The sequence below is a fragment of the Streptomyces sp. MS06 genome (genome assembly GCF_047200655.1).
Lineage (GTDB): Bacteria > Actinomycetota > Actinomycetes > Streptomycetales > Streptomycetaceae > Streptomyces.
The window spans coordinates 62,467-88,365 of record NZ_JBJZOJ010000031.1 but is presented as its reverse complement, the minus strand read 5'-3'; the positions used below and the strand labels follow the sequence as shown (position 1 = coordinate 88,365).

The 25,899-nt window shown below is 70.3% G+C and carries 22 protein-coding genes; 12 read left to right on the top strand and 10 right to left on the bottom strand.

Going from position 1 to position 25,899, the window contains the following annotated elements; all coding sequences use genetic code 11:
• The coding region (locus ACL02U_RS18580) for an IS630 family transposase (RefSeq protein WP_412791977.1) at positions 1–519 on the top strand (519 nt) is incomplete at its 5' end.
• A 94-nt stretch (positions 520–613) separates the two neighbouring features.
• Positions 614–919 carry a hypothetical protein gene (locus ACL02U_RS18575; protein WP_412791976.1) on the top strand — a complete coding sequence of 102 codons (306 nt, stop codon included), beginning with the start codon at positions 614–616 and terminating at the stop codon, positions 917–919.
• Positions 920–953: 34 nt separating this feature from the next.
• Here the strand turns inward: ACL02U_RS18575 and ACL02U_RS18570 are convergent, their stop codons facing one another.
• Entirely contained in the window at positions 954–2,312 is a 1,359-nt protein-coding gene (locus tag ACL02U_RS18570) for a DNA cytosine methyltransferase (RefSeq protein ID WP_412791975.1), read from the bottom strand.
• 236 nt (positions 2,313–2,548) lie between these two features.
• Entirely contained in the window at positions 2,549–3,238 is a 690-nt protein-coding gene (locus tag ACL02U_RS18565) for a hypothetical protein (protein ID WP_412791974.1), read from the bottom strand.
• Between the two features lie 127 nt (positions 3,239–3,365).
• Here ACL02U_RS18565 and ACL02U_RS18560 point away from each other — a divergent pair, with 127 nt between their 5' ends.
• The 3 genes from ACL02U_RS18560 to ACL02U_RS18550 are packed head-to-tail and all read left to right on the top strand — an operon-like array spanning position 3,366 to position 7,448.
• Positions 3,366–4,778, top strand: coding sequence for a ParB/RepB/Spo0J family partition protein (locus tag ACL02U_RS18560; RefSeq protein WP_366382066.1), 1,413 nt, complete (start codon positions 3,366–3,368; stop codon positions 4,776–4,778).
• Positions 4,748–6,610 carry a DEAD/DEAH box helicase gene (locus tag ACL02U_RS18555; protein ID WP_412791973.1) on the top strand — a complete coding sequence of 621 codons (1,863 nt, stop codon included), beginning with the start codon at positions 4,748–4,750 and terminating at the stop codon, positions 6,608–6,610. The genes ACL02U_RS18560 and ACL02U_RS18555 overlap by 31 nt, the downstream gene beginning before the upstream one ends.
• Positions 6,594–7,448: a protein NO VEIN domain-containing protein gene (locus tag ACL02U_RS18550; protein WP_412791972.1), complete on the top strand. Its 855-nt coding sequence runs from the start codon at positions 6,594–6,596 to the stop codon at positions 7,446–7,448. Before ACL02U_RS18555 ends, ACL02U_RS18550 begins: the two co-directional genes overlap by 17 nt.
• A gap of 45 nt (positions 7,449–7,493) precedes the next feature.
• Here ACL02U_RS18550 and ACL02U_RS18545 read toward each other — a convergent pair whose 3' ends face one another.
• From ACL02U_RS18545 to ACL02U_RS18530, 4 genes are all read right to left on the bottom strand, one after another.
• On the bottom strand, positions 7,494–9,506 hold the full coding sequence (locus ACL02U_RS18545; protein ID WP_412791971.1) for a DUF262 domain-containing protein: 2,013 nt from the start codon (positions 9,504–9,506) through the stop codon (positions 7,494–7,496).
• Between the two features lie 156 nt (positions 9,507–9,662).
• The gene (locus ACL02U_RS18540; RefSeq protein ID WP_412791978.1) at positions 9,663–10,157 is read right to left on the bottom strand and encodes a very short patch repair endonuclease; all 495 of its coding nucleotides are present in this window, start codon (positions 10,155–10,157) and stop codon (positions 9,663–9,665) included.
• On the bottom strand, positions 10,157–10,675 hold the full coding sequence (locus ACL02U_RS18535) for a recombinase family protein (RefSeq protein WP_412791970.1): 519 nt from the start codon (positions 10,673–10,675) through the stop codon (positions 10,157–10,159). The genes ACL02U_RS18540 and ACL02U_RS18535 overlap by 1 nt, the downstream gene beginning before the upstream one ends.
• A 67-nt stretch (positions 10,676–10,742) precedes the next feature.
• Positions 10,743–11,165: a secondary thiamine-phosphate synthase enzyme YjbQ gene (locus ACL02U_RS18530; protein ID WP_412791969.1), complete on the bottom strand. Its 423-nt coding sequence runs from the start codon at positions 11,163–11,165 to the stop codon at positions 10,743–10,745.
• A 126-nt stretch (positions 11,166–11,291) separates the two neighbouring features.
• On the opposite strand from ACL02U_RS18530, the gene ACL02U_RS18525 reads away from it, so the two are divergent.
• Complete coding sequence (locus ACL02U_RS18525) at positions 11,292–12,395, top strand: NAD(P)-binding domain-containing protein (protein WP_412791968.1); 1,104 nt, start codon at positions 11,292–11,294, stop codon at positions 12,393–12,395.
• A 24-nt stretch (positions 12,396–12,419) separates the two neighbouring features.
• On the opposite strand, the gene mltG is transcribed toward ACL02U_RS18525, so the two are convergent.
• Both mltG and ACL02U_RS18515 read right to left on the bottom strand, forming a co-directional pair.
• The gene (gene mltG, locus ACL02U_RS18520; RefSeq protein WP_412791967.1) at positions 12,420–13,259 is read right to left on the bottom strand and encodes an endolytic transglycosylase MltG; all 840 of its coding nucleotides are present in this window, start codon (positions 13,257–13,259) and stop codon (positions 12,420–12,422) included.
• 43 nt (positions 13,260–13,302) lie between these two features.
• Positions 13,303–15,105 (bottom strand): ABC transporter ATP-binding protein, encoded by a 1,803-nt coding sequence (locus ACL02U_RS18515; RefSeq protein ID WP_412791966.1) that lies wholly within the window; start codon positions 15,103–15,105, stop codon positions 13,303–13,305.
• Positions 15,106–15,223: 118 nt separating this feature from the next.
• Between ACL02U_RS18515 and ACL02U_RS18510 the strand changes: the two genes are divergently transcribed.
• Positions 15,224–15,673 (top strand): MarR family winged helix-turn-helix transcriptional regulator, encoded by a 450-nt coding sequence (locus ACL02U_RS18510; RefSeq protein WP_412791965.1) that lies wholly within the window; start codon positions 15,224–15,226, stop codon positions 15,671–15,673.
• 226 nt (positions 15,674–15,899) lie between these two features.
• Here the strand turns inward: ACL02U_RS18510 and ACL02U_RS18505 are convergent, their stop codons facing one another.
• Positions 15,900–16,652: a L,D-transpeptidase family protein gene (locus ACL02U_RS18505; RefSeq protein WP_412791964.1), complete on the bottom strand. Its 753-nt coding sequence runs from the start codon at positions 16,650–16,652 to the stop codon at positions 15,900–15,902.
• A 449-nt stretch (positions 16,653–17,101) separates the two neighbouring features.
• Between ACL02U_RS18505 and ACL02U_RS18500 the strand changes: the two genes are divergently transcribed.
• The 4 genes from ACL02U_RS18500 to ACL02U_RS18485 all read left to right on the top strand — a co-directional run bounded on the left by ACL02U_RS18500 (position 17,102) and on the right by ACL02U_RS18485 (position 22,244).
• Entirely contained in the window at positions 17,102–19,111 is a 2,010-nt protein-coding gene (locus ACL02U_RS18500) for an ABC transporter ATP-binding protein (protein ID WP_412791963.1), read from the top strand.
• Entirely contained in the window at positions 19,108–20,985 is a 1,878-nt protein-coding gene (locus ACL02U_RS18495; RefSeq protein WP_412791962.1) for an ABC transporter ATP-binding protein, read from the top strand. The genes ACL02U_RS18500 and ACL02U_RS18495 overlap by 4 nt, the downstream gene beginning before the upstream one ends.
• Positions 20,986–21,406: 421 nt before the next feature.
• Positions 21,407–21,883 (top strand): DUF5709 domain-containing protein, encoded by a 477-nt coding sequence (locus tag ACL02U_RS18490; RefSeq protein WP_412791961.1) that lies wholly within the window; start codon positions 21,407–21,409, stop codon positions 21,881–21,883.
• A gap of 70 nt (positions 21,884–21,953) precedes the next feature.
• On the top strand, positions 21,954–22,244 hold the full coding sequence (locus tag ACL02U_RS18485; RefSeq protein WP_412791960.1) for a type B 50S ribosomal protein L31: 291 nt from the start codon (positions 21,954–21,956) through the stop codon (positions 22,242–22,244).
• Positions 22,245–22,396: 152 nt separating this feature from the next.
• Here the strand turns inward: ACL02U_RS18485 and ACL02U_RS18480 are convergent, their stop codons facing one another.
• Entirely contained in the window at positions 22,397–23,191 is a 795-nt protein-coding gene (locus ACL02U_RS18480; RefSeq protein WP_412791959.1) for a metal-dependent hydrolase, read from the bottom strand.
• A 145-nt stretch (positions 23,192–23,336) separates the two neighbouring features.
• Here ACL02U_RS18480 and ACL02U_RS18475 point away from each other — a divergent pair, with 145 nt between their 5' ends.
• Positions 23,337–25,850: a DEAD/DEAH box helicase gene (locus tag ACL02U_RS18475; RefSeq protein WP_412791958.1), complete on the top strand. Its 2,514-nt coding sequence runs from the start codon at positions 23,337–23,339 to the stop codon at positions 25,848–25,850.
• Positions 25,851–25,899 lie beyond the last annotated feature (49 nt).

Below are 25,899 nucleotides of genomic sequence, written 5' to 3'. Positions count from 1 at the left end.
CCCGTGCTGCCGATGGCGCCGACCGTGCCGGCGAAGATGACTCACGACTACGTCCGGCACGGCACGACCAGCCTGTTCGCCGCGCTCGATATCGCCTCCGGCTCGGTCATAGCCCAGCACTACCGTCGCCACCGCCACCAGGAGTTCCTCCGCTTCCTGAAGGTCATCGACGCCGCCGTCCCCAAGGACCTCGAACTCCATCTGGTCCTGGACAACTACGCCACCCACAAGACCGAGCCGGTCAAGAAGTGGCTGCTGCGGCACCCCCGCTTCCACCTGCACTTCACCCCCACCTCAGCGTCCTGGCTCAACCTCGTCGAACGCTGGTTCGCCGAGCTGACCTGCCGCAAACTCCGCCGCTCGGCCCACCGCAGCGTCATCGAACTCGAACGAGACATCCGCGGCTGGATCAACGAGTGGAACAAGAACCCCAAGCCGTTCATCTGGACGAAGACCGCCGACGACATCCTCGAAACGCTCGCCGCATACTGCACACGAATTAACGACTCAGGACACTAGAAGGAACCACTGACAGTCCCCTCTGGGCTCCCGCCCCTCGGGCTGGATCACTGGCCGCGGATGCCAGTCAGCGGATCAAGTCCAGGTCAACCGAATGAAGTCCGCCTACTGCTATTCCTCCCTGCTCGGCCCACAACGGGGCCTGCCGCACGAACGGTGGGGCAGGTCAACCTGTCACCCAACTCTGCATCAGACCCTCCACACTGAGCGGCGGATACGCGAACTCCGTGAACTCGGGCTGCGCATCGACTCAGTGAAGCGTGACGGCGTTGGCTGCTACTTGCTAACGTCACTCGATCTCGACCCTGACCAGACAAAGGCTCTCGTTATCAAGGCGATCAAGAAGCCCTCAGTGCTCGAGGCAGAGCAGGAAAAGATGATCGCTGCTCTCGACGCGTGATCAGCTGACCGCGCAGGCCTCCTGCCCTGCGCGGTCAGCTGATCTTTGAACGGTGCTGGCTGAAGAGCTCATGGCGCTGATGGTCGTCCTGACCCACAAACGCCTTGAACTCGCCGATGGTGTAGGCGTCGGCCCCGTTGGAACGCGTCACAGTCGTCATCTCGAAGTCGTGCTTGAGGTGGTTGAGGTGCCGCTCCACCATCGGGAGGTCCATGGCAGTGCCCGCGGCCGAGAGCTTCGTGATGATTTGGTCCACTGACAGCGCCCGCGTACTGCTGCGCAGCAGCTTGTATACGGGGTCGGTGACGACATCTGCAGTTTCCACGAGATCGTGGGGCTCGCCCTCCATCTTCAGGGCGTTGTAGATCGATTTGCCGAGTGCCATAGCGACGGGAGGCGGGAACGCGTTGCCGATCTGGCGGTACACGCTGGTCTTCCGTCCGTGGAACCTCCAGCGGAAGTCGTCCTCCCTATCGGAGACCTCGCTATCCGCGTCCTGCCAGCCCTGGATGCGGGCGACCATGGCCGTGGTGAGCTTCGGGCGCGGGAGGCCCTCGATGATAGGGGGCCCGGCTGCAGTGGGCGCCTCGTTGGCCACGCCCATCGCGTCGACGCCCTTCTCAGCCCACGCGCGCTTGGCACGCGTGGGGCCCAAGTCGGCTCCGCCGTGCTTCTTCGACCCTCCGACGATAGTGGGCGCAATGCCGGTAGCTCGTTGGGCCCACTCCTTAGCGCCCGTCCAGCCGTTCTCCGCCATGAGGTCCTCAAGGAGCTCCCCGACGGACATGGCCTTCTCAGGGTTGGGCTCAGGCCAATGGAAGTAAGGTGCGTACTCCTCCTGCAACGCCACCAGGACGAAGCGGGGGCGCAGCTGGGAGACGCCGAAATGGTCCGCCTGGAGGAGCTTCCAGTCCGCGATGTACCCGTACTCCTTGAGCCGGTCGAGGACGTGCTGGCGATAGCCCGCGAAGCGGTTGGCGCTGAGTCCGCGCACGTTCTCCAGCAGCAATGCCTTCGGCCGCACCTTGCCGCAGAGCTCGATGGCCCAGGCGAAAAGATCGCGCTCATCGCTTGAGCCCAGTTGCTTGCCTGCGATGCTGAAGGGGGGGCAGGGCACTCCGCCGGCGAGAAGGTCCAGGTCCTCCGCATCGATGACCGGGTTCCAGACAGCAGGGTCCGCGACGTCGCCGACCTTTACGGAGTCGCGCGCCTCGTCTTCGCTGTATCCGAGGAACTCCACAAGATTGCGGCGCAGCGTCTCGGCAGCCTTGTCGTCGAGCTCGATGGCGAGGCGGTGGCGGAAACCTGCCCGCTCCAGCCCGAGGGTCTGCCCGCCCGCGCCCGCGCAGATCTCGACGACCTCAAGCGGCTTCTCAGCCTTGGCAGCCGACATTTCGATCTCCCTCCAGGCACGCCAGGCTCTCCAGCGCAGAACAGGCGGCGCTGCTGCAACCACCGTCATGAACACACGGGCATCCGGTAGCACAGGCTCCGCGCCAGCACCATAGTCGCAGGTGGTGGCCCAGGAGTGCTTCTCGGCCTCTGCGAATCGGACAAGGCTGGAAGTGTACGTGGCAGCAGCGACAGCTCGCAGGATGATCATTAAACGCGATGGGCCTTCAGTACTGGTCAGGCGTCCAGTGCATTGCGGACTTCCTCCTGCGCTTCGCTAGGAAGACGGCGGTAGGCATTCCACGCCCGCTCAAGCGCTGTCGAGCCGCGGCGGCCCCGCTCGGCCCACCGGGCCAGCCGCCGCTGATCTGCTGGGTCCAGGTTCTTGATCTCGGCGAGGGCCTCATCGGCGCGTACCACCTGGCCGCCGCCACCAGCACGGCATCGCTTGCATTCCGTGACGAGGAGCTCCTCCTCGCGGCCGTCGAGGAGAACAGAGGTACGCCGGGTGACCGAAAGCACTGCCGTCTGGTTCGAGTCATCCAGGTAAGGTTCTGCACCGCCGATACCGCAAACCGTGCACATGTAGTCGTCGCGAGACAGAACGGCCTGGATCTGCTTGGCCGTGATCGCCTTCTGGGGTGCGGCTGCCCTGCGGGCCGCTGGATCCCACACCGGAACCCCGGCTTCCACGAAACGCTGGTCCTCGGCCATGAGCGAGGCGTCCTCAGTGTTCGTGTGGATGACCCACCCGTAGGGCCGGAGGTCTCGCAGGCGGCGGTCTGCCTGCGAGACGCCGGGGAATGCATCGCGCAGCTGCTCCTTGGTGAAGGTATTACCCTCACCGATCTCCTGGACGAGCCACAGCGCGCCCCTGATCATGGTTCCGCCCTTGAGCGCCGGGTCGTTCCAGGCGGGGAGGGTCACGTCTGCTCCGTTCCTCGGGTCGTCAGACGTGCAAGTCTGGATGATCACCTGTCCCGTTGTCAGTGACTCCTGCCATTATTCCTGACAAGCGCGTACGGCTGCTTACCCACCTAGGAGAGGCCTGGCTATGGCTGTGAAGTTCGGTGTTCCGCCCGAGGGCGAGCGGATCCGGTCCATGGTCGAGGAGCGGCTGAGGCAGGCCATGGCTGAGAACGGCGCCAAGGTCACGGTGGAGTGGCGCGGTGAGCAGAAGCACCTGAGCGTAATCTCCATGCCGGTGGACCTCCTCTACCTCAACCCGGACACCCACCGCATCCGCGCGCAGCGCACGCTGGACCCCGAGCAGAACCAGGTACTCGAAGAGGAACCCTGGAGCGAGGATGCGCAGGACTACCTCGCTCTCCTCCTCAGTCGGAGCCCTGCGAATCCGACGCAGACGGACCCCGACTTCACTGCGCTGCAAGACGAGCTGGACGACTTCGGGCAGAAGGAGCCCGGCATCATCAGCCCCGACGGAATCCTCGTCGACGGGAATACCCGCTGCGCGGCCCTCCGCAAGATCGGGATCAAGGACATCCGCGTGGGGGTCCTGCCTGCGGACACGTCGCGGCGCGACATCAACAACGTCGAGCTCGCCCTCCAGCTCCGAAAGGACAAGCGGCGCGAATACTCCTACATCAACCGCCTGATCGCGATCGAAGAGGAACTGGCCCACGGACGCCGCCCGGAGGACGTGGCACGGGACTTCAACATCAAGACCACCACACTCCGCCAGGACCGGTGGGTCTACGAGCTCGTCAACGACGCCATCGACCGCAGCAAGGACCCGGCCACCGGCGTCGGGCTGCGCCTGGTCGACTTCGAAGACCACCAAGAGAAGCTCCGCGAGCTGCAGCGCGACTACACCAAGCTCGCGAAGACGGACCCGGACGGAGCCGAGCAGCTGAAGGAGTCCCGGCTCGCGATGGTCGTCCTGAACTACCCGAAGACCTCGGTCCGCCTCGCTGAAGCCGACTTCCACACCCGTTTCCTGGACGAGCGGCTGCCGGCCGACCTGCGCCCCGCCGCGCAGGATTCCGCCGCAGTGTCCATCCCCGGCCTTCCGGGCGTCGCGGTCCAGGACGGCACCGCGGTGGTGAAGGCGACCCGGGCCCTCACAGACAACCTGCTCAAGGCCAAGGCCGCGGCCCTCGCCGGCGCCAAGCTCACGCCCGCGGAGGTCACGCAGGCCGCTGCGAAGATCAAGTCGGCCCGCGGCACGTTCGACGTCGCAGTGAAGATGGCAGGCCAGAACGCCCAGCTGCAGAAGCGGAAGATCGCGGTACCCGAGCGCCTGACGGACGCCGCCGACTACGTGAACCAGTGCGCAGCGGAGTTCGCCGAGGCGAAGGCGAAGCGTGCCCTCGACGAGGACTCCTTCGACGACGCACTGCTCACCCTCCGTGCGAGTCTCGCGCGCCTGGCCAAGCAAGCGGGCCGCACGTTCAGCTCGCCGGGGGACGGCGTCGAATGGCTGCTCAACTCCACCCGGGAGAGCTGATGGGAATGCCCGCAACCGCTCCGAGCCTGGAGATCGGCTTCGGTGACAGCGTGGCGAAGGCCCGCTTGCGGGCCGGCGCCGGGCATGAGGCAGACCTGCGCCGTCTCGCCCTCCGCTTCCGCAGCAGCGTGCAGCGCTCCCCCGCGAGCATGGACGTCGACATCGACGACCTCCTGACGAACCTCGTGGCGCTTACGGCATGGTCCGCGCAGTCGAGCGTCTCGTGGGACCCGCAACTGGCCGCGCTTGCGACGGACTCCGCAGTCGACGCCCAGACGGTGTCCGAGCGCCTCGACCCGGCGGCCGGAGGGGCAGACGAAGTACACGAGGACGAGGTCGACGCGCTTCTCGGCCCCGGGTGGACCGCGGACCTCACTTCGTTCCAGCGTCGAGACATCGCCAAGCTCCTCTCGCTGCGCCACGGGGCCAACTTCTCCGTCCCCGGGGCCGGCAAGACGCGCGTCGGACTCGCCGTCTTCCAGGCGCTGCGCACGACCAAGGGCGTCGAGCGCCTGCTGATCGTCGGCCCGAAGTCCTGCTACGAGTCGTGGCAGTACGAGAATGAGCAGTGCCTCAGCGAGCCGCTGCGCATGGAGGTGCTGTCCCGGGACACCGACCCGGCAGCGGACGTGCTCATCGTCAACTACGAGCGCCTCAGCCAGTCCGTCGAAGAGCTCGGCCAGTGGCTGACCGTCCGGCCCTCCGTGCTCCTCCTCGACGAGGCGCACCGGATGAAACTCGGCGCGGAGGGAACGTACGGGGCGGCCTGCCTCGCCCTGGGCCCGCGGGCACGCCACCGCCTGATCCTGACAGGCACCCCGGCTCCCAACGGAGTCAAGGACATCGAGAACCTCTTCGGTTTCGTATGGCCCGGGTACGGGCGCCAGAAGGTGACGCAGGCCGTGGCCGGCGGCGACCTCGCCAAGGCCAGCCAGGTGCTGCGCCCGCTGTTCACCCGCACGACCAAGCACGAACTGGGGTTGCCCCCGGTGACGACGACCCTCCGCACGCTTCCGATGCCCCCGCTGCACCACGAGGTGTACGAAGCCCTCATCGGCCGGTTCTCCGCCCGGGCCGCCGGATCGGAGGGCGACTTCCAGACCCTCGGCAAGATCATCGTCTATATGCTGATGGCGGCCACCAGCCCGGCCCTGCTCGCTGTCGGCACAACCCGCTACGAACCGCTGACGTACCAGGTCCCGCCTCTGGCCGTGCCCGAGGGCAGCCCGCTCTTCGACCTCATGCGGGACCTCCCCAGCTACGAGATGTCCCCGAAGTACCGCGAGGTCCTTGCCATCGTCGCGAGGAACGCGGCCCAGGGCCGCAAGACCCTGGTGTGGTCCACGTTCATCCGCAGCCTGAACACCCTGGAGCGGGTCCTTAGGGAGTTCCGGCCGGCCATGGTCCACGGAGGCACGGAGGACCGCGAAGCAGAGATCGAGCGCTTCCGGAAGGATCCAGACTGCATGGTGCTGCTGTCCAACCCGGCCACGCTCGGCGAGGGCATCAGCCTGCACCACGACTGCCACGACGCGGTCTACGTCGACCGCGACTTCGCCGCCGGACGCTTCCTGCAGAGCCTCGACCGGATCCACCGCCTCGGCCTCGCGCCCGAAGCGGAGACCCGCATCACCGTGCTCGCCTCCGAAGGGAGCATCGACGAGGTCGTCGAGCAGCGGCTGAGCGACAAGCTGCTCTTCATGGGGCGCATCCTCGACGACCCCGCAGTCCAGGAGCTCGCAGACCTCGACGAGGAGCCATCCGTCGGCGGCGGCCTCGACCAGAGGGACCTCCAGGCGCTGATGGGCCACCTCCGTGGCCGTCCCGCCTAGCCCCGTCCTGCGCGCCGCCCTGCGGTGGCTGGAACGGCTCCCAGACTCCAGCCCCGCACGGTGCCGCGCGCTGTTCACCAACCACGCCGACTACAGCGACCTCACCCCCACTCAGTACGAAGCGGCCTACACATGGCTCGGCGAGACCGGCCTGCTCGCGGACCTGGACAGCATCGCCGCAGCAAGCGAGCGCCTCTTCCGCGCCGCTCTGGCCTCCAGTGACGCGCCGTGGCTCCAGGACGCCGACGTCCTCGTGCGCGGCCCGGAGGAGCTTCCCGAGGACGCCCTGCGGGCCGCCGATGCCCTGGGTATCTCTGAGAACCAGGCGTACCAGCAGGTCAGAGCGGTCTGGGGCAAGGTCGATACGGAGGCGCGGGCCCTCATCGGCAGCGCCGGCGAGCTGGCCCTCATCAAGCTCCTAGCCGAGGCCACTGACGTCCGCATCGAACACGTCGCCGCATACTCCGACGGCTTCGGGTACGACATCGCCGTCCACGCGAGGCGGCACCCGCTGCATATCGAGGCGAAAAGCACGGTGCGACGCGGACGGCTGGCCTTCTATCTGTCCCGCCATGAGTACGAGACCATGCGCCGCGACCCGGCATGGCAACTCGTGGCCGTACACCTCACGCAGGACCACAAGATCGCTGCGGTCACATCCGTCTCTGCCGAGTGGATCAGCGCCCAAGTTCCGCAGGACGGGGGCCCTTTCGGGCGGTGGGAGGCGTGTCGTCTCGACGTACCTCCTGACGCGGTCGTCCCAGGCATCCCGCGGCTGGCCCCTTTGCTCGGGGCAGGGACGGCCGGAGCAATGCTTCGAGGCGGCGTGAGCGGCTGAAGGCGGGAGTGCTGTGCTAGGGCTCCCGCCTTCTTCGGAGGGCGCTTACGGCCGCTGGACGCCGAGGTCCGTCAGCAGGAACTCCTCAGCTTCGCCGACCCACGCCTGCAACTCCTGCTCAGGGCAGTCGGCTGCAGGCAGGGCATCCGAGAAGGCTTCCTTAAGGGCCAGCCGCCACTGGTCCGCAGTACCGCGGAGCCGGAAGGGGCCGACCGGCAGCGTGATGCCGTCTTCGTCGACCGCCAGCGGGGCACTCTCGCCGGCCACGGTGACGTCACTGTCGAGTCCGCTTGCAGCAGCGTCGAGCGCTGCGTCCAGTTCAGCGGTGTCGATCCGGCCGACCCAGTGCTGTGTCCCGGCCTGTGCCTCGGCGAGCAGCATGGTGCGGCTCCCCGCGCCATACCCGGTCAGGACAAGCGACCGGCGGGGCGCCTCGGAGCTCGCGCTGCTGGCGTCCCCCGCATCGATAAAGGAGGGGCGAAAGCGCTCAAGGAGGGCGTTGATCCTTCCTGCGAGGAGCGCACGGCGAGCAACGAGAAACTCCCGGAACCCGTCAAATTCCAAGACCCGGGGGTCAGCCGTCGGGACAGCGTGAGCAGCCAGGTCGTCGGCCTGCACCTCCCCGATGTACTCGGCGGGAGACCGGTTCCCGATCATGTTCTTGGCCGTTTGCGGCGAGACGAAGACGATGTTCGCCAGCTCGTTGATCTCCGCCGACGAGTACTTGTTGGGGTGGTTCCGCAGCTGCCCAGCGGGGTGCAGGCTGCTGTACTGCAGCTTGTCGGTCCCTTCGGCAACGGCGGAGATGGGCCCGCCAGCCCACCAGTCCTCCGCGCCGGAATGGGCGGCTGCCAGGTAGGAAAGCATGATGTACGGGCTCTGGATGTTGCGCCCCGACAGATCGCGGGCGCTCACGCGGAAGCCCTTCTCGTCCAGGCGCAGGTTGGCGAGGAGTGCTCGAACAGGCTCGTCGGAGTCAAGGGCGTTGACATCCTGGGTCAGGGCGCTGTCCGTCGCACCGCCGTAGCGGTTGCTTCCGGACGCAGCGAGGAACCAGTAGAGCAGCCCTTTCTCCACCTCAGGGTCTACCTTGGCGCTGGCAGGCAGCCGGCCATAGAAGACGATCAGCGGGTGCAGGACCGAGACGGATGAAAGGAGTGCCGAGGTCGGGACGAGCAGCTGCTCGGAGAGCAGCGGGACGACGCGCTCGAGTCCGCGGCGCACCCGCTCCCAGCCCTCCGCCACGGACTCCCGACTCGCTGTCGTCAGTCTGGAGACGGACGAGGTTCGCTTGCCGGAGATGGACAGGCTGAGCGTGATCGCCTTGATGAGGAAGTTGGTGTCGACGGCCCGGTAGCCGTGGTCAGCCCACCGCGCCGACTCCTTCTCCAGCTCTCCAAGGAATCCCGGCGACCGGGCGGAGAGCGTCGCCATCGCAAGGTCCGTCGTCTTCAAGGGGCGGCCGCCGCTGTTGACGCGGACAAAGATCTGGGTGACCTCCTCGTAGCCGAAGCCGTGTAGGACCTCCATGTGGAAGTCGCGCTGCGAGATCGATTCCAGTGCCTTGAGGCGGCGCCCAATTTCCGCGTTGTCGATGGACAGCCCCGCCGAGCGGAGCTGCATCTGCAGCGTGAACGAGTCGGCCTCAGGACCGACGACGTCGTAGACCCTGACCCACTTCGGACTCCTGAGCGTGGCGTTGCTCTGGTTCTGAAACGCCTCGGTCTCGATGTTGAAGACGATCTGCGCTGCGGGATGGTCCTTGAAGACGCGGTACAGCGAGGTGAGTCGCTGCTGCCCGTCGAGCAGATACAGCGGCATGACGCTGGGAAGCCCCTGACTGGATCCTGTGGCCGCTGTGCGCGTCTCGGCTCCCTCGTCCGTCTTCCACAGCAGGAGCGTCCCAGCCGGATATCCGAGGTACAGCGACTCCACGAGCTTTGCGACCTGCGAGGCCCGCCAGACATAGCCCCGCTGGATTTCGGGGAGCATGATCTCCCCGTCGGCGATCTGGCCGATGAGCGACTTGATGTCGCGGTTCGTGCGTTCGACTGCCATGCGTTGGCGCCCCCACCCCTACTGCTCCCCACCAGGCCGCGTTCGACCCGGGGCCAGCGCGATCACAACTGCGCTGGTCAATACGGTAGACGAAGGAGACGGGCCCCGCGCCGGGCCCTGCCGGATCCGCATGCAGAGGCCCCGGGCTCGGCGCCGCTACTCCTCCTGTTCCTCTCGGAGTGCCGCCGCGCCTCGGCGCGATCGGACCGCAGCGCAGACGATCGCGCAACTCTCCTCAGCCGCATCGTGCTCCCAGAACCGGAGGACGAGCCACCCAGCTTCCTCGAGGCGCGCATCCGTATCCCTGTCGCGCTTCACGTTCCTCCCGATCTTCTCTCGCCAGTAGTCGGGGTTCGTTTTCGGCGGCACGAAGTGCTCCGGGCATCCGTGCCAGAAGCAGCCGTCGACAAAGACTGCGACGCGGGCCGGACGGAAGACGAGATCCGCTGTACGGCGCATCTTCGGGAGCGGCTTGGCAGCCACCCGGTAGCGGAGGCCCGCCGCATGGACGAGGGAGCGCAGCGCACGCTCCGGGGAGGTGTCCCGGTTCCGGTTTCCCAACATGCTGCGGCGGTTCGCAGCGGAGGACGCCCAGGATCCATCTGGTGGAGACCAGCCACCAGTGGCCGACTCTCGAGGCAGCGAGTTCATCAACTCCCAAGTATGGCCGATGCGGCTTGGACCTGATCCTGGGGCGCAGATCCGTGCCCCACCCTCGCTCCGAGTGCTGTGGAAGACTGCCGCCATGCTGCGCGAACCAACTGAACTGGAGATCGGCGAGGACGGTTCCAGGCTCCGTCGTGCCCGTACGTGACGAGCATCTTCTTCTCGTCCCGCATCTTGTAGCCGGTGTTCAGGCAGTCGACGACGTTGCGTCCGAGCCGGTCCACCGCGGCCGCGACCAGTCCGTCGTACGGGCCCCTCTCGTCACGGAGCCAGGGGCCAAGGCTCGGGCGGGTCACGGGATCCGTGGCGCCGGAGACCTCCCAGTCGTCCGCCCAGCCGATGATGTGGGCCCCGACGGCGGCGGCGGCCGTGAGCACGTTCTCTCGCTGGCGCTCAGGCGAAGACGTCGCCAGCTTCACGCGTGACAGCCGCCGCACTCCGAGCAAGCACTTGCCGCATCCGTCGTAGGGTCGTTCGATCGTGTTGAGGTCCGTACCGCGCATTCTTCTCTCCGTTCGAGCCCGCATCGTACGGAGAATCGGCGGCCACGCCCCTGCTGAATGATCTTGGTCAGCCGAGGAAGCTCAGACGCACCTGCCGGTCGGGATTCGAGACGTTGGTGTCCACCAGGCAGACGGACTGCCAGGTGCCGAGTTGCAGCCGTCCGCCGACCACCGGGAGCGTGGCGTGCGGGGCGACGATCGCCGGGAGGACGTGGTCGCGGCCGTGTCCGGGACTGCCGTGGCGGTGCTGCCAGCGGTCGTCGGCGGGCAGCAGGCTGTGCAGGGACGCCAGGAGGTCGTCGTCGCTGCCGGCGCCGGTCTCGATGAGGGCGATGCCCGCGGTGGCGTGCGGCACGAAGACGTTGAGCAGGCCGTCCCGGCCGGCCGCCGCCTCGTGCAGGAAGGCCTCGCAGTCACGGGTGAGGTCGATGACCCGTTCCGTGGAGCCGGAGGAGAGGGAGAGGACCCGGGTGGTGAACGCGTCAGACATGCCACCATCCTGACCCACGGGTGCCGCTGCACCGCGGACCCGGCGCCGGCGTCCCCGTCGGGCGCGGGCGCCTCGGCGCGTTGCGGCGGCGGGAAGATCCACGCACCGCACACCGTTGGTAGAACCGTGAACGACATTGAGGTGGTCGTGGTGGGTGCCGGGCAGGCCGGGCTGTCCAGCGCCTATCACCTGCGGCGCAGCGGTCTCCTGCCCGACCGCGACTTCGTGGTGCTGGACCACTCCCCCGCCCCGGGCGGCGCCTGGCAGTTCAGATGGCCTTCGCTGACCTACGGGAAGGTGCACGGCATGCACTCGCTGCCGGGCATGGAACTGGCGGACGCGGATCCCGGGCGGCCGTCCTCGGAAGTGATCGGCGCCTATTTCGACCGGTACGAGCACGCCTTCGACCTGCGGGTGCGGCGCCCGGTGGACGTGCGGGCCGTACGCGAGGGTGCGGCCGGGCGGCTGCGGGTGGAGACCTCCGCCGGGGTCTGGACGGCGCGCGCGCTGATCAACGCCACCGGCACCTGGGACCGGCCGTTCTGGCCGCGCTACCCGGGACAGGGGTCCTTCCGCGGACGGCAGGTGCACACCGCGGGGTATCCGGGCCCCGAGGCCTTCGCCGGGCAGCGGGTGGTCGTGGTGGGCGGGGGTGCTTCGGGCACCCAGCATCTGCTGGAGATCGCCCCGTACGCGGCCGCGACCACCTGGGTCACCCGGCGGCCGCCGGTCTTCCGGGAAGGCCCGTTCGACGAGGACGCGGGGCGGGCCGCGGTCGCCCTGGTGGAGGAGCGGGTGCGCCGGGGACTGCCGCCGCAGAGCGTGGTGTCCGTGACCGGGCTGCCCCTCGACGAGAGGATCCGGCAGGGCCTGGCGGACGGGGTGCTGGACCGCCGGCCTCCGTTCCACCGGATCGCCCCGGACGGCGTCGAGTGGCGGGACGGTCGGCGCGTGGCAGCCGACGTCATCCTGTGGGCGACCGGGTTCCGACCCGCCTTCGACCACCTCGCGCCGCTGCGGCTGCGAGGTCCCGGCGGCGGAATCCGCATGGAGGGCAGCCGGGTGGCCGCCGATCCGCGCATCCACCTGGTGGGATACGGGCCGTCGGCCTCGACCGTCGGCGCCAACCGCGCCGGCCGGACGGCCGTACGGGACATCGGACGACTGCTGGCCGGCCGGTCCGGGGCGAGCGGGCCGGCGGGAGCCTCCGCGCAGCCGGTCGCCGCCTGACGCCCCGGGAGCCCGGGCTGCCCCTCAGCCGGCCTTCGCGGAGGCGCTGTGCCGGTTGTGGTTGAACTCGGCGACGTTGCGCTGGTGCTCGGCGTAGTCGGAGGTGAAGCGCGTGTCACCCGGCTTGACGGTGACGAAGTACAGCCAGTCGCCCGGAGTCGGGTTGATGGCGGCACGCATGGCGTCCGCACCCGGGTTGCCGATCGGGGTGGGCGGCAGGCCCATGCGCTGGTAGGAGTTGTAAGGGCTCTTGATGCGGGTGTCCTTGTCGGTCGTGGCCAGGGAGGAACGGCCCAGCGCGTAGTTGATGGTGGAGTCCATCTGCAGCGGCATGCCGCGTTCCAGGCGGTTGAAGACGACCCGGGCCACCTTGCCCATGTCCGCTTTGGTGGCGGCTTCCGCCTGGACGATGCTGGCGATGGTGACGGCCTGGTAGACGTTCATCGCGTTGCGCTGCGCGCCGGCCGCCACCGGGGCGCCGTTGAACTTCTTGTCGGCGGTGTCGACCATCGCCGACAGGAGTTTGGCGGGGGTGGCGCCCTTCAGCGGGTAGGTCGCCGGGAACAGGTAGCCCTCCGGGTTGCCGTCGGCGTCGCTCGGCAGTTTCAGGTGCGCCTTGGCCACGGACTTCCGGGTGGTGCCCGCGGGCAGTTCGAGCGCCTTGTCGACGGCCTGGTACACCTGGCCGGCGCGCCAGCCCTCCGGGATCACCAGGGAGGTGGGCTTGGTGTCCTCGGCGCCTTCCGTGGTCAGCAGCGGTACCGCCACGGCGGTGCCGGCCACGACGGCTCCGGTCGCGATGAGGGCGATGCGGCCCCGGCGCGTCAGTCGGATCCTGCTCCGTGACGGAGTGTTCGTCTGCATGCGGGCACGGTAACCCGCATATGGCAATAAACCCGGCATATCTTCATTTTGTCGGCTCCAGTCGGGCGTCCCTGTCGACGAGTGCCGCGTACCGTCCACCGAGCCCCAACAGCTCCTCGTGCGTGCCGCGTTCGGCCGTACGCCCGGCATCGAGGACGACGATCTGGTCGGCCCCCCGAATGGTGGACAGCCGATGGGCGATGGTCAGCGTGGTCCGATCGGCGGACAGCGCGTCGATGGCCTGCTGCACGGCCGCCTCGGTCCGGGTGTCGAGGGCGCTGGTCGCCTCGTCCAGGATGAGCACCGGCGGATCGCGCAGGATGGTGCGGGCGATGGCCAGCCGCTGCTTCTCACCCCCGGAGAAGCGGTGGCCCCGTTCGCCGACGACGGTGTCGTACCCGTCGGGGAGAGCGGCGATGTGGTCGTGGATCTGCGCGGCCTCGGCGGCCTGCCGGAGTTCGTCGTCGGTCGCGTCCGGTCTGGCGAAACGGAGGTTGTCCGCGACCGAGGCGTGGAAGAGGTACGTCTCCTGGGAGACGACGCCGACCGCGCGGGCGAGGGTGTCGAAGTCCAGGTCGCGCACGTCGAAGCCGTCCAGGGTGACGCGGCCGCCGGTGACGTCGTACAGCCGCGGCACCAGGTAGCCGAGGGTGGACTTGCCGGCTCCGGTGGGCCCGACGACGGCGAGGCTGCTGCCCGCCGGCACGGTGAGGTCGACACCGTCCAGCACCGGCCCGCCCTTGCCGTCGTAGCGGAAGGACACACCCTCGAAGCGGACCTCGCCCTTGATCTGGTCGAGATGGACGGGCCGCTCCCGCTCGGTGATGTCGATCGGCAGGTCGAGGTACTCGAAGATCCGCTGGAAGAGCGCCAGCGAGGTCTGGATCTGCACGCCGGTCGACAGCAGGCTGACCGTCGGACGGAACAGCCCCTGCTGGAGGGAGACGAAGGCGACGATCGTGCCGATCGAGACGTCCGGGCCGCCCATCCTCAGGGCCATGCCGGCGGTCCAGTAGATCACCGCCGGCATGGCGGCCATGACGATCGTGATGACGGCCATGCGCCAGCGGCCGGCCATGCTGGACCGGATCTCCAGGTCGACCAGACCTTCGGACTCCTGCGCGAAGGATCGGGTGAGCGAATCGGAGCGGCCCATCGTGCGGCCGAGGAGGATGCCGCTCACCGACAGCGACTCGGTGACGGTGGCCGCCATGGCCGCCATCTGCTTCTGGCGCTGCGTGGTGATCTTCTTGCGCTCTCTGCCGACCCGGCGGCTGATCCACACGAAGACCGGGAGCAGGAGGAGCGAGACGAGGGTGAGGCGCCAGTCCAGGGCGACCATGGCCACCACGGTGGCGACGACGCTGGTGAAGTTGGAGACCAGCGAGGTGGCGGTGGAGGTGACGGTGGCCTGCATGCCTCCGATGTCGTTGGCGATCCGCGACTGCACCTCGCCGGTGCGCGTGCGGGTGAAGAAGGCCAGGGACATGCGCTGGAGGCGGCCGTAGACCGCGGTGCGCAGGTCGTGCATGACGCGCTGGCCGACCGTGGTGGAGATCAGGGTCTGCAGCACGCCGAACACACTGGTCAGGACGGCGCTGAGGATCATGCCGAGGGCGAGCAGCCCGAGCAGGCCGGTGCGCCCCTCGGGGATGGCGACGTCCAGGATCTCCTTGAGCAGGAACGGCGTGGCCACCGAGACCAGCGAGGAGGCGCCGACGAGCAGGCCGACCACCGCGAGGCGGCCTCGATAGGGGCGGAAGAGGCGCAGAATGCGGCGGACCTGCCGGGGCTGCCCCTGGGCGTCGGCAGGCGGGGTCCAGGAGGGTGCGTGATCGGGATGCATGGGCTCCTACGGGTGCTGAGGCGACGACTGCCGGGGCGTACGCGACACCTCCGGGCTGCCGACCATAGCTCATTGTTACCTATACTCACAATGAACGGTGTCCTGATATCGTTCCCGCATGACCACCCCGGATCCCGACGGGCTGCTGGCCGAGCAGCTCCTGCGCTTCACCCGCCGGGTGCACCGCATCCAGAAGCGCCACCTGCTGCAGCGCGACCTGGGCGTCACCCCCGCCCAGTCCCGGCTGCTTCGCACCCTCGCGCAGTACGGCGCGCCGCCCCGCATGGCCGATCTCGCCCAGCGGCTGGAAGTGGTCCCGCGGGCGGTGACGACGCTGGTCGACGGGCTGGAGGCGAACGGCAAGGTACGCCGGGTACCCGATCCCGCCAACCGCCGGGTGATCCGCATCGAGCTCACCGAGGAGGGCCGCGCGGCTCTGCGCGAGTTGCGGGCCGCCCGCAGGTCGGCCGCGGAGGAGATCCTCGCACCGCTGAGCCCGGAACAGCGCGACGTCCTCGGCGGGCTGCTGGACACCCTGATCGACGGCACGCCGGCCGGCACCTGCTGAATCCCCGTTCCGGCGCCGCGGTCCGGCGAACCGCGGCGGCCCGACGGCAGCCTGAGGCGGCGCGGGCAGTCCGTGGCAGGGCGCGGGCGGTCCGTGGCAGGGCGCGGGCAGTCCGTGGCAGGGCGCGGCCAGGCGGTGGCGGCCCGCGGGGACCGGGACTCCCGGGACCGGGTCCCCCTTCCGCACCCGCCTTACCCGGCGGACGCCGGGACCTCCGCGCCGGGGCTCAGGCCGCCAGATCGGCCCGGTCGCCCATCACCACCACCGGGTGTCTGGCCGGATCCAGGGTGCGGAGGAGGTACTCCATGGCCGACTTCGACACGCTCACGCACGCCGAGGTCCCCCGGCCGTGGTCCATGTGGATCCAGATGCTGCCGCCCTTGGACCGGCCCTGGGGGCGGGTCGGGTCGTTCGGCGGGGTGTGCTTGACCCGGTTGTAGTCGATGGCGATGACGTAGTCGAAGTCGTGCCAGTAGGCCCTGCCCCAGGAACGCGGGGCCGCGAACGCGGCGGAGCGGGTGTAGGGCAGCTTGCTGCCCGGGTCCTTCAGGACTCCGCCCGCGTCGGTGAGGGTGTACACGCCGACCGGAGTGCGCTTGTCGCCCTCGTGGTGGTCCGGCGTCCAGCCCTTGGTTCCGTTGTGCGCGGGCCAGCTGCGGGCGCGCTTCCAGGCGCCGCCGGAGGCAGACCTGGTGTAGAGCACCAGTGTTGCGTTCGCGGAGTCGCGGCCGTCGCCGTAGACGGCCACCACCTGGCCGGAGTCGTCGGGGATCCGCTTGCGGAGACGGTCGCCGACGCCCGGGACGTGCGTCGGGTCCGCGGCATCGGCGCTCGGGCTCGTGGCCGGCGGACCCGAAGCCGCCGCGGCCTCGCCCCCCTGCCCTGCGGCCGGGCCGCCGCACCCGGTCAGCGCCGCCGCGATCACCCCGAAGGCCACTGCCGCCGCCACAACTCGCCCGCCTCCGCCGCCGTCTCGCATCGGCCCATCATGACACCGCCTCGGGGAAGCGCGGCACGGAGGGACCGGCATGCCCGCCACTGCGGCGTCGGGAAACCGCACGGCCGGAGGTCCCGACACCGGGTGCCCGGCGCCGCGGGACAGCGGAGCGGTGTCCCGCAGTCGAGGGATGTCGATGGAAGTCGATGGAAATCGAGGGGAGTCGAGGGGAGTCGAGGGGAAGGGACGGCGCCGGCGGGGACCGGGAGCGGCGGGACTCCCGGTCGAACGCGGACGGAACCACTCCGGGACGGGTCACGGCGATCGGCCCGGACGGCCGGGAAAACCGTTTGAATTCCCGCCCGTTCCGGCCCCAATCTTGCACGGTTTGCTGGCGGCGGCCGGACCCCGAGCCCGGACGCCGCACTCCGGACGGGCGCGCCCGCCCGGCGGACGCCAGCGCCCCCTCCCGTCCGAGCCCCTGGAACGTGATGCGGATCCAAGACCTTCCCTATCAGGACCCCGGCCTGCCGGACACGCGTTCGGGCTCCCGGTTCCTGTGGTGGCTCGGCCGCCACCAACTCAGCGGTCAACTCAAGTCGCTGGCCTGGGGGCTGCTGCACTTCGCGGCGGTTTCCGCGCTGCCGTTCTGCGTCGGGGTCGCCGTCCAGGCCGTCGTGGACCGCTCCGGTGCCCGGCTCGCCCTCGCCGGCGGGCTGCTGGCGCTGTGCGGGGCGGCGACCGCGCTCGGCGACACCTTTCTGCACCGGGCCGCGGTCACCAACTGGATCACCGCGGCGGCCCGCGTCCAGCAGCTCCTCGCCCGCCAGGCAGCGTCGCTGGGATCGGCACTCACCCGTCGTGTCGCGGCCGGAGAGGTGGTGGCCGTCTCGACCGGCGACGTCGAGAAGATCGGCTGGCTGGTGGAGGCCGTCTCCCGGTTCACCGCCGCGGCACTCACCGCCCTTCTGGTCTGCGTCGGGCTGCTCGTCTACCAGCCGGCGCTCGGCCTCGTCGTGGCCGCCGGGCTGCCCGTGGTGGCACTCGCCCCCCTGCCGCTGCTGCCGTCCGCGACCCGGCGCGCCGACGCGCAGCGCGAGAAGGCCGGCCGCGCCACCGAACTGGCCTCCGACACCGTGGCCGGGCTGCGCGTACTGCGGGGCATCGGCGGTGAGCAACTGTTCCTGGACCGCTACCGCCGAGCCTCGCAGGAGGTGCGGCAGGCGGCCGTGCGCAGCGCCCGGATGTGGTCGCTGATCGCGGCCGGGCAGGTGCTGATGCCCGGCCTGCTGCTGATCGCGGTGGTGTGGTACGGCGTCCACCTCGCTCGGCAGGGGCGCGTCTCCGTCGGCCAACTGGTCACCGTGTACAGCTCGGTGATGGTCCTCGCCTACCCGCTTCGGCACTTCGAGGAGATCGCGATGGCCTACTCCTTCTCACGGCCGTCGGCCCGGCGGGCGGCCCGCGTGCTGTCGCTGCGACGGTCCACCGGCCCTGGTGGGCCGCACCCGGACGGGGCGCCGTCCGCTGCCCCGTCGTCCGGCACCCCACCGGTCGGGCCGCCCGACGGCGCCCCGCCGGCCGGCCTGCCGCACGGAGACCTGTACGACCCGGCCACCGGTCTGCTCGCACCGGCCGGACTGCTGACCGCCGTGGTGTGCGGCGACCCGGACGCCGCGGGGCTCCTGGCGGAACGGCTGGGCGGGCACGCCTGCGACTCGGGGGCGGGACTCCCGGCAGACGCGGGCGACTGCGCCGTCCCGGTGCTGCTGGGCGGCGTGCCGCTCGACGGACTGCCGCTCGCCCTCGCGCGGGCGGCCGTGCTGGTGCAGGACAAGGACCCGGTGCTGCTGTCCGGTTCGCTGCGGGAACTGCTGGACGTGCCCGCCTCCGGTGCCGTGGACGCGCGCGAGGCACTGACCGCCGCTCAGTGCGACGACGTGCTGGAGGCGCTGGCGCAGGGCTCGCTCGGCGACGGTGACCCGATGGCGGCACGGATCACCGAGCGCGGGCGCTCCCTCTCGGGCGGCCAAAGGCAGCGGCTCGCGCTCGCCAGGTCGCTGCTGGCGGACCCGGAGGTGCTCGTCCTGGACGAGCCGACCTCGGCGGTCGACTCCCACACCGAGGCGAGGATCGCGGCGGGCCTGCGGCTGCTGCGGTCTGGGCGCACCACGCTGGTCTTCACCTCCTCTCCCCTGCTACTGGAGCGCGCGGACCGGGTCGTGCTGGTGCACGGAGGCCGGACGGTGGCATGCGGCACGCACCGGGACCTGCTCCGTACCGAGCCGCGGTACCGGGCCGTGGTCACCCGGGAGGCCGAGGAGGAGACCTCACCCGGCGGAGCAGCCGGCCCCGCCACCGCTTCGCCCGGCGCGGTGGGCGGTACCGGCGGGACCGGGATGCATCGGCGGGCCGCCGCACCGCCGGGAGGGCATCCGGCACCCGGCGGCCGCGAAGTCGCGGACACACGTCGGTCACGAGTCACCGAGGAGACCGCATGATCGGTGTGGCGCCTCCGGCGTACGACCCCGCCTCCCCCGAGACGGCCGGCATCCTGCCCGTGGGCACCCCGGCGACCGTCCGCGCCTATGTAGCCGAACTGTTCCGCCGGCACCGCCGGGACCTCCTGCTGCTGGTCGCCGTCAACACGGTCGCCGTCGTCGCCTCGATGGTCGGACCGTGGCTGCTGGGCGATCTCGTCGAGCGGGTCTCGGACGGCGCGCGGAACATCCCCCTGGCACGCACCACCGCGCTGTTCCTGTCGGCGCTGGTCGTGCAGGCGGTGTTCGTGCGTCAGGTTCGGCTGCGTGGGGCGATGCTGGGCGAGCAGGTGCTGGCCGACCTGCGGGAGGACTTCCTCGTCCGGTCCGTGGGGCTGCCGCCCGGGGTGCTCGAACGCGCGGGGACGGGGGATCTGCTGTCCCGCATCACCACGGACATCGACCGGCTGGCCAACGCGATGCGGGAGGCCGTGCCGCAACTGGCGATCGGCGTGATGTGGACGCTGCTCCTCCTCGGCGGGCTCGTCGTCACGGCACCGCCGCTGGCGCCCGCCGTGCTGCTCGCCCTGCCTGTGCTGATCGCGGTGTGCCGCTGGTACTTCCGCCGCGCGCCGTCGGCTTACCGCTCCGAGGCCGCGGGGTACGCGTCCGTCGCAGCCGCCCTCACCGAGACCGTCGACGCGGGCCGCACCGTCGAGGCGCACCGCCTCGGCGAGCGCCGTGTCCGGCTGTCGGAGCGCCGGATCCGGGAGTGGACGGCATGGGAGCGCTACACCCTGTGGCTCCGGTCGGTGCTCTTCCCGGCCATCAACGCCGTGCATGTGACCGTGCTCGGCTCGGTTCTGGTGATCGGCGGTGTGCTCGTGCTGCACGGCAGGATCGGGGTGGGCCAGCTGACGACGGCCGCGCTGATCGCACAGATGCTCGTGGACCCGGTGGACCTCATCCTGCGCTGGTACGACGAGCTGCAGGTGGCGCAGGTGTCACTGGCCCGGCTGGTCGGTGTCCGCCACATCGACCCGGACACCGGCGAGGGGACTCTCGTCCCGGACGGGCGGGAGGTGCGGGCCGAGCGGGTGTGCTTCGGCTACCGGGAGGGCGTGGACGTCCTGCGCGAGGTGTCCCTCACGGTCTCCCCCGGCACCCGGCTGGCGCTGGTGGGGCCCTCCGGCGCCGGGAAGTCCACGCTGGGCCGGTTGCTCGCCGGGATCTACGGCCCCCGGGCCGGCCGGATCACCCTCGGCGGTGCCGAACTGTCCGGGATGAGCGCCGAGCGGGTCCGCTCCCAGGTGGCTCTGGTCAACCAGGAGCACCATGTGTTCGTCGGCTCGCTGCGCGACAACCTGCTGCTCGCCGTGGACCGCGCCCGGCTCCCCGGGGACGTGGAAGGCGACGGGGGCAGGGACGGCGACGGGGACGGGGGCGGCTCGGGTGGGGACACCGGTGACTGCTCCGGTGCGCGCTTCGACGAGGAGCTGTGGACGGCCTTGCGGGCCGTCGACGCCGAAGGCTGGGCCCGCGCGCTCACCGCCGGGCTGGACACCGAGGTCGGCTCGGGCGGGCTGGCGCTCACCCCTGCCCAGGCCCAGCAGATCGCGCTGGCCCGGCTGGTGCTGGCCGACCCGCACACGCTGGTCCTGGACGAGGCGACCTCGCTCCTGGATCCGCGCGCGGCACGGCATCTGGAGCGGTCGCTGGCCCGGGTGCTGGACGGCCGCACGGTGGTGGCCATCGCCCACCGGCTGCACACCGCGCACGACGCCGATGTGATCGCCGTCGTGGAGGGCGGGCGGATCAGCGAGCTGGGCCGCCACGAGGAGCTGGTCGCCGCCGGCGGCGCCTACGCGGCGCTGTGGCGGTCGTGGCACGGCTGACCGGCACCGGTTGCCCCGCACCGGCCACCGGCGCCGGAACCGGGGGCTGCACGGGAGACCTGCAGGGGAGACCAGGGGCACCCTGCACCCGTACGGGACGGCACCCACGGCAGGAGGAAGAGGCGAGAGCGCTTCCCGGACCCCGTGACCGCGGTCGCGGTGCGGGGTGCGCCGGCCGCGCCCGTGCAGGCAGGCGGCCGGCAGGACCGGGGCTCGGCGCGCTCGGCGGTGCTGCGGCACACTCGTGCGCCGCGTGCCGTTGCGCGGTGCCGAAAAGGGGTGGAAGGCTGGATATCGGCACCAGCCGAGGCTGCGTCCGGGACCGCCGGTCCGGGGGCGGGCGGAGTACCCGTCTGGTGCGGCGACGGCCCTCCGCCGACCACGGTGAGACCGGGCGCGTCCCCACCACCTGGAGGTACCCGTGAACAGCGCCGACGGCCACGGATGGGGAGACGACGTCTACCAGCCGGACGGGGACGAGCAGCGCGAGGACACCGGCCTGCTCGACGCGGAGGACACCCTGGAGGACGACGGCGTCGACGATCCCCTGGACCGCGGCTGGTCTCCCCCGGAGAGACCGCTGGCGGCGGACCACGTGGGCGTCACGGCCGAGGAGCGCCGGCGGGGGGAGACGCTGGACCAGCGACTTTCGGAGGAGGTGCCCGACCCGTCGGTGCCCGACGGCGACGGTATCGGCGACTGCGCGGGCACCGACGGCGAGCCGCTGGACAACGAGGTCGGCGGCGTGCGCTCCGGCCGGCTCGTCGCCCCCGACGAGGGAACCCACGAGGACGAGGAGAGCGCGCTGGTGGCCAGCGACGTCGGTATCGACGGGGCGGCCGCCTCGGCCGAGGAGGCCGCGGTGCACATCGTCGACGAGGACACGCTCTCCGGCTGACGTCGTATCCGTCCCGACCCGTCCCGACCCGTCCGACCCGCTCGCCCCGAGCGCCACCCGAGGAGTCGCCATGCAGCAGGACAAGCACCCCGGCTACCACCCGGTCGTCTTCCGGGACCGGGCGGCCGGCTACGCCTTCCTGACCCGGTCCACCGCGACCAGCGCACAGACCATCGAGTGGGACGACGGTGAGACCTATCCGGTGGTGGACGTGGAGATCTCCTCGGAGAGCCACCCCTTCTACACCGGTAAGGCGCGGACCGTGGACACGGAGGGCCGTATCGCCCGCTTCGAGAAGCGCTACGGCGGCCAACCGGGCGGGCCCTCCGCCGACGGTTCCGGCGGAGGCGGAGCAGCCTGAACGCGGCCGGGCACCCCGCGGATGTCCGACCGGCGCCGTCACGGGCGGCGCAGGGCCGGATGTGACTGCCGGGGAGGCCCCGTGCGGGGCGGGTGCTCCTGGTGTCACCCCGCTCCGGCGGGCGGCGACCGCACCGGTCGCCGCGGCAGCGGTCAGATGAAGTTGAGCGCGGCCGCCCCGCCCACTCCGCCGAGCACCATGAACGCCGGCATGAGCACCTTGAGCTCCACCCAGCTGCCGGCCCGGAACCGCATCGCCTTCGGCGGCCCGATGGGGTACCAGCGCTTGCGGCCCACCGGGATCGGCCACAGTATCGGGCAGCCGGACACGGTCAGCGCGTCCCCGATGTCGTGCACCAGCGCTCCCAGCACGATCGGCAGTCCCAGCCAGGCGTACTCCTGACCGGGGGCGGTGAACAGCCAGTCCGATCCGTTGCCCGGTTTGTCCAGCACTCCGGCGAGGATCCACGCGCTGGTCGCCGCCAGCAGCCAGACCAGGACATCGCTGCTGGAACCGCGGGCCGCCCGCCACAGCAGTCCCTCGATGGCCAGCACCATGTGCACGAAAAGGATTGCCAGCACGGCCCAGCGGCCCCCGGTGACCGCGACCACCGCGGTGCCGGCACCTATCAGGACGGCCCACAGCCAGGTGTGCGTGAGCGTGCGGTGCCCCCCGGAGCGGCGCCCGTCGCCCTTCATCCGGGTCGCCTTGTACACGGCACCGGACAGCGCGTCGACGATCTCGCACAGCCAGCGGGACACCGGGCCGAAGGCGCGGGAGATGGTGGCCGCCTTGTGATCGAGATCCGGTGCGAGTGCCGCGCCCGCGCAGATCAGTGCGCCGGAGAGCAGAACCGGCCAGGGCATCGCGTGCCCGGCCGCGGCGGCCGCCGCTCCGACGCCGAGCCAGGCCGCGGCGCCCGACAGTGAGTGTGCTGGTCCCATCATGGCCTTCGCCCGCCCCATTCCTTGTGCCCCGCGGTCCGGTTGACCGGGTGCCTTGACGCTCCGTCGGCGACACAGGGTAGCGGTCGTGATCATCGCGCCCGCATCCGATTCCCGCATCGGGCAGCAGGGCAGGCAAGATGGGGGCGTGACCCTCATCGACCAGCTGCCGCAGACCGCCGACCCCGACACCCTGTACGAAGCCTTCGAGTCCTGGGCCCGGGACCGCGGTCTCACCCTCTATCCCCACCAGGAGGAGGCACTGATCGAGGTGGTGTCCGGCGCGAACGTGATCGTGTCGACGCCCACCGGTTCCGGCAAGAGCATGATCGCGGCGGGTGCCCACTTCGCGGCGCTGGCCCGGGACGAGGTCACCTTCTACACGGCTCCGATCAAGGCGCTGGTGTCGGAGAAGTTCTTCGAGCTGTGCAAGCTGTTCGGCACGGAGAACGTGGGCATGCTCACCGGCGACGCCTCGGTCAACGCCGACGCCCCGGTCATCTGCTGCACCGCCGAGGTTCTCGCCTCCATCGCGTTGCGCGACGGCAGGGATGCCGACATCGGCCAGGTCGTCATGGACGAGTTCCACTTCTACGCCGAGGCGGACCGCGGTTGGGCCTGGCAGATCCCGCTGCTGGAGCTGCCGCAGGCGCAGTTCGTGCTGATGTCGGCCACTCTGGGCGACGTGTCGTTCTTCGAGGGGGACCTGACGCGCCGCACGGGCCGTCCCACCGCGGTGGTCCGCTCGGCCACCCGCCCGGTACCGCTGTCGTACGCCTACCGGTACACGCCGATGACGGAGACCCTCACCGACCTGCTCGAGACCAAGCAGGCTCCGGTCTACATCGTGCACTTCACCCAGGCGCAGGCCGTGGAGCGGGCGCAGGCACTGATGAGCATCAACATGTGCACCCGCGAGGAGAAGAACCGGATCGCCGAACTGATCGGCAACTTCCGCTTCACCACCAAGTTCGGCCGCAACCTCTCCCGATACGTGCGGCACGGTATCGGGGTGCACCACGCCGGCATGCTGCCCAAGTACCGGCGGCTGGTGGAGAAGCTCGCCCAGGCCGGCCTGCTGAAGGTGATCTGCGGCACCGACACCCTCGGCGTCGGCGTCAACGTCCCCATCCGCACGGTGCTGTTCACTGCGCTCACCAAGTACGACGGCACCCGCGTCCGCACGTTGCGCGCCCGCGAGTTCCACCAGATCGCGGGCCGCGCCGGGCGCGCCGGGTTCGACACCGAGGGGTTCGTCGTCGCGCAGGCGCCCGAGCACGTCATCGAGAACGAGAAGGCCCTCGCCAAGGCCGGCGACGATCCGAAGAAGCGCCGCAAGGTGGTCCGCAAGAAGGCGCCCGAGGGCTTCGTCGCCTGGACGGAGAACACCTTCGACAAGCTGATCACCTCCCAACCGGAGCCGTTGACCTCCCGCTTCCGGGTGACGCACACCATGCTGCTGTCGGTGATCGCCCGGCCCGGCAACGCGTTCGAGGCGATGCGCCGCCTGCTGGAGGACAACCACGAGCCGCGCAAGCAGCAACTGCGGCACATCCGGCGGGCCATCGCCATCTACCGCTCGCTCCTCGACGGCGGCATCGTCGAGAAGCTCGACGAGCCGGACTCCGAGGGCCGTATCGCCCGGCTCACCGTCGACCTGCAGCAGGACTTCGCGCTCAACCAGCCGCTGTCGACCTTCGCGCTGGCCGCGTTCGAACTGCTGGACCCGGAGTCGCCGTCCTACGCACTGGACATGGTGTCCGTCGTGGAGTCCACCCTGGACGATCCGCGGCAGATCCTCGCCGCCCAGCAGAACAAGGCGCGCGGCGAGGCGGTGGCCGCGATGAAGGCGGACGGAGTCGAGTACGAGGAGCGGATGGAGCGTCTCCAGGACATCGGCTATCCCAAGCCGATGGAGGAGCTGCTCTTCCACGCCTACGACACGTACCGCAGGAGCCACCCTTGGGTCGGCGACCATCCGCTGTCCCCGAAGTCGGTGGTACGGGACATGTACGAGCGGGCGCTCTCCTTCACGGAACTGGTCTCCCTCTACGAACTGGCCCGCACCGAGGGTATCGTGCTGCGCTACCTCGCCGGCGCCTACAAGGCCCTGGAGCACACCGTCCCGGACGATCTGAAGTCCGAGGATCTGCAGGATCTGATCGCGTGGCTGGGCGAGATGGTCCGCCAGGTCGACTCCAGTCTGCTGGACGAGTGGGAGCAGCTGGCCAACCCGGAGGAGATGACGGCCGAGGAGGCCCAGGAGAAGGCCGACCAGGTCAAGCCGGTCACGGCCAACGCCCGCGCCTTCCGCGTGCTGGTGCGCAACGCCCTGTTCCGCCGGGTCGAGCTCGCCGCTCTGGACCAGGTGGAGGAACTGGGCGGGATGGACGCGGAGTCCGGCTGGGACGCCGACGCGTGGGGTGAGGCGATGGACGGCTACTGGGACGAGTACGGGGAACTGGGGACCGGACCCGACGCGCGCGGACCGAAGCTCCTGATCATCGAGGAGCAGCCGGAGAACCGGCTGTGGCGGGTGCGGCAGATCTTCGACGACCCGAACGGGGACCACGACTGGGGCATCAGCGCCGAGGTCGATCTGACGGCCTCCGACGCGGAGGGACGCGCGGTCGTGCGGGTCACCGAGGTCGGCCGGCTGTGAACCGGGCCGTGGCGGCCGCGGGGCGGAGGCTCGCGGCCGCCACGGCGGG